Source organism: Accumulibacter sp., assembly GCF_031732815.1.
Lineage (GTDB): Bacteria > Pseudomonadota > Gammaproteobacteria > Burkholderiales > Rhodocyclaceae > Accumulibacter.
Window position 1 is genome coordinate 1 of the sequence record NZ_JAVMKF010000235.1, and the last position, 3,240, is coordinate 3,240.

The 3,240-nt window shown below is 65.3% G+C and carries 3 protein-coding genes and 1 pseudogene; 3 read left to right on the forward strand and 1 reads right to left on the reverse strand.

Annotation, left to right across the window (positions count from 1 at the left end; genetic code table 11):
• Positions 1–155 precede the first annotated feature (155 nt).
• Both RKP46_RS14535 and RKP46_RS14540 read left to right on the forward strand, forming a co-directional pair.
• Positions 156–914: pseudogene (locus RKP46_RS14535) on the forward strand (FAD/NAD(P)-binding oxidoreductase); the annotation flags it as partial.
• Between the two features lie 14 nt (positions 915–928).
• Entirely contained in the window at positions 929–1,294 is a 366-nt protein-coding gene (locus RKP46_RS14540; RefSeq protein WP_311107297.1) for a DUF5368 domain-containing protein, read from the forward strand.
• 4 nt (positions 1,295–1,298) lie between these two features.
• Here the strand turns inward: RKP46_RS14540 and RKP46_RS14545 are convergent, their stop codons facing one another.
• Positions 1,299–2,453, reverse strand: coding sequence for a pyridoxal phosphate-dependent aminotransferase (locus tag RKP46_RS14545; RefSeq protein WP_311107298.1), 1,155 nt, complete (start codon positions 2,451–2,453; stop codon positions 1,299–1,301).
• Positions 2,454–2,498: 45 nt separating this feature from the next.
• Here RKP46_RS14545 and RKP46_RS14550 point away from each other — a divergent pair.
• Positions 2,499–3,240, forward strand: a 742-nt coding sequence (locus RKP46_RS14550) for a s-methyl-5-thioribose-1-phosphate isomerase (RefSeq protein WP_311107299.1), incomplete at its 3' end; no start/stop codon positions are given.

A 3,240-nucleotide genomic window follows, 5' to 3' on the forward strand; every position in this document is an offset into this window, starting at 1 on the left:
ATCGTCCTGCTCGTCTGGGCGACGAAGAGCGGCGGCATCTGATCCGGCACGGCCGGTAGCCGCTGCCCCCCGCCAATAACGCTTCTCTCATGAACGGGCGCCGCCGTATGGCGCGCGCCAGATTCACCAGCCCGATTCACCGGGTTGCCTCCCCTGGGGTCGGCCTCTTCTGCCGGCCAGCCACTGAAATGAAGTGCGCAGGAGCACCGCTCAAGTACGCCTTCCTCACTGACGACCATCTTCGCCGGCGCGGCAACCGCGGCAAGGCCGAGTTGATCTATGCGGCACACAACAAGGTGCTCTTCAGCGTGCCGATCGTTTCCGAGAAGGTCCGCATGCTTTTCAAGGATCGCGGCATCAAGACACGCTACGAGCACGTCCTCCTGGCCATCGATCCCGGTCGCAAGGTCGTCACCTTCAAGACGCCGCAGGGGCCGCAGGAGATCGGCTTCGACTTCATCAATGTCGTACCGCCGATGCGCGCCCCGGACGCCGTGCGCAACAGCCCGCTGCGCTGGCAGGAAGGCATCTTCGCCGCCGACGGCTGGATGGAGGTGGACAAGGCGACGCTGCGGCACAAGCGCTTTGCCAATGTCTTCGGCATCGGCGACGTCGCCGGCGTGCCAAAGGGAAAAACGGCAGCCAGCGTCAAGTGGCAGGTGCCGGTCGCGGTCGACCATCTGGTCGCGACGATCGAGCAGAAAACGTCCACTGCCACGTATGACGGCTATACATCGTGCCCGCTGATCACTCGCCTCGGGCAGGCGATGCTGGTCGAGTTCGACTACAACGACAACCTCGTGCCCTCGTTCCCCGGCGTCATTGCGCCGCTTGAAGAGCTCTGGATCACGTGGGTCATGAAGACGATGGCACTCAAGCCGACCTATCTCGCGATGCTGCGCGGACGCAGCTGACAAGGAGAAAAAACATGAAGGAACTCGATCCACTGGTCCTCCTCGCCGTATTCCAGGAAATGCTCGGCCCGCAACTGTGGCTGCTGATCCTGCTCGCCGTCACCGGACTCGCCGGTTTTGCCGCACTGGTCCTGCGTGAGCGGAAAATTTACAGCCGCCGCCTGGTCGCTGCGGAGCTGTTCGGTCTGCTCGGTGGCGGAGTAGCGCTGGTCATGATGGCGCAGTTCTCGGTCTCGGGATTCTCCGATGCCGGCGGCCCGATCGACTGGCTGCTGATCGGTCTCGTCTACGGGATCGGCATGATCGGCTCGACCATCCTCGTCTACGCCGTCATGGGCTGGATGGGGTTGATGCGGACTCCCGCCCAGCCCACCTCCTGAGCGTTCAGACGCGCCGCAGCCGTTCGCCGGCTGCGGCCAGCGTCTCGTCCTTCTTGGCGAAGCAGAAGCGCACGACATGCTCGTCGTGGCCGTCGTGGTAGAACACCGACACCGGGATCACCGCCACGCCCACTTCGCGCGCCATCCATTCGGCGAATTCGCGGTCCGGCTTCTGCGAGATCGCGTCATAGCGGGCCAGCTGGAAGTAGGTGCCGCGGCAGGGCAGCAGTTCGAACCTTGAACCCTTGAGCTGCTCGCGGAAGAAGTCGCGCTTCTGCCGGTAGAAATCGACCAGCCCAAGGTGGCGCGAGGCGTCCTGCATGTATTCGGCGAGGCCCAGCTGGCCCGGTGTGTTGAGGGTGAACACGTTGAACTGGTGCACCTTGCGGAACTCGGTCATCAGCGCCTGCGGGCCTACGACGTAGCCGATCTTCCAGCCGGTGATGTGGTAGGTCTTGCCGAAGGAGGAAACGACGATGCTGCGCGCGGCGAGTTCCGGATGCAAGCACAGGCTCTGATGCTGCCCCTCGTAGCAGATGTGCTCGTAGACCTCGTCACCGAGCACGACGATGTCGGTGTCGCGCGTCAGTTCGGCGAGCGTCGCCATGTCATCCGCCGTGAACAGGCTGCAGCTCGGGTTGTTCGGTGTATTGACGATGATCATGCGCGTGCGCGGGCCGATCAGCGACTTCACGTGGTTCCAGTCCGGCCGGTAGTCGGGAAACTTCAGGCGCGAATAGACGGCCTTGCCGCCGACGGTCTCGATCGCCGGCACGTAGCTGTCGTACACCGGCTCGAAGACGATCACCTCGTCACCCGGTCGCACGAAGGCGGCAATGGCGGTGAAGAGGGCCTGCGTGGCGCCGGCCGTGACCGTCACCTCGGTGTCGACGTCGTAGCGGATGCCGTAGAGCGCCGCCACCTTGCTGGCGATGCCCTGGCGCAGTTCCGCCGTACCTGCCATCGGTGCGTACTGGTTGCGCCCGGCGAGCATGGCGCGATGCACGGCATCGAACAGCGAGGGATCCGCCTGGAAGTCCGGGAACCCCTGCGACAGGTTGATCGCCCCGCAGTCGGCGGCAAGCTTTGACATCACAGTGAAGATGGTGGTGCCGACCCAGGGCAGCTTGGAGTCGATGGCGACGGGCGAATTGAGCATGGCGGCAGGGCTAAGAAGTGAAGGCCACACTGTAAAATGCCGGGCATGAAAGTCAATGGCACCCCCACCCGCGCCATCTGGCGCGTCGAAGCGCAGCCGGTTGTCGAGATCATCGACCAGACGGCGCTACCCCACCACTATCGGACCTTGCGCCTCGCATCGCTGGAAGACGCAGCGCACGCCATCCGCAGCATGCAGGTGCGCGGCGCGCCGCTGATCGGCGCCACGGCCGCCTACGGTGTGGCACTGGCGATGCAGCACCGGGCCGACGATGGCGCGCTCGCCACCGCCGTGGCTACGCTGGGCGCGACGCGGCCGACGGCGGTGAATCTGCACTGGGCGCTGGCGCGGATCGAGGCGCACATCAAGCCACTCTCCCCTGCTGCACGCAGCTTGGCCGCCTGGCATGAGGCCGCCGCCATTGCCGACGAAGACGTGGCGCAGAACCGCGCCATTGGCCAGCACGGCCTCGAACTCTTCAAGCCACTGGCGCAGAAGCACGGCCGGCTGGACATCATGACCCACTGCAACGCCGGCTGGCTGGCCACGGTCGATCACGGCACGGCGCTGTCGCCGGTCTATGCCGCCTTCGATGCCGGCATCGACGTGCGCGTCTGGGTCTCGGAAACGCGGCCGCGCAATCAGGGCCTGCTGACGGCCTGGGAGCTGAAGCAGCACGGCGTGCCGCACACGGTCATCGCCGACAACGCCGCCGGCCTCTTGCTGATGCGTGGCGAGGTCGATGCGGTGATCGTCGGGGCCGACCGCATCGCCAACAACGGCGACG

Excerpts from the sequence above, each read along its gene's own strand:
- RKP46_RS14545 (WP_311107298.1), bottom strand. The coding sequence starts at position 2,453 with ATGCTCAATTCGCCCGTCGCCATCGACTCCAAGCTGCCCTGGGTCGGC.
- RKP46_RS14540 (WP_311107297.1), top strand. The coding sequence starts at position 929 with ATGAAGGAACTCGATCCACTGGTCCTCCTCGCCGTATTCCAGGAAATG.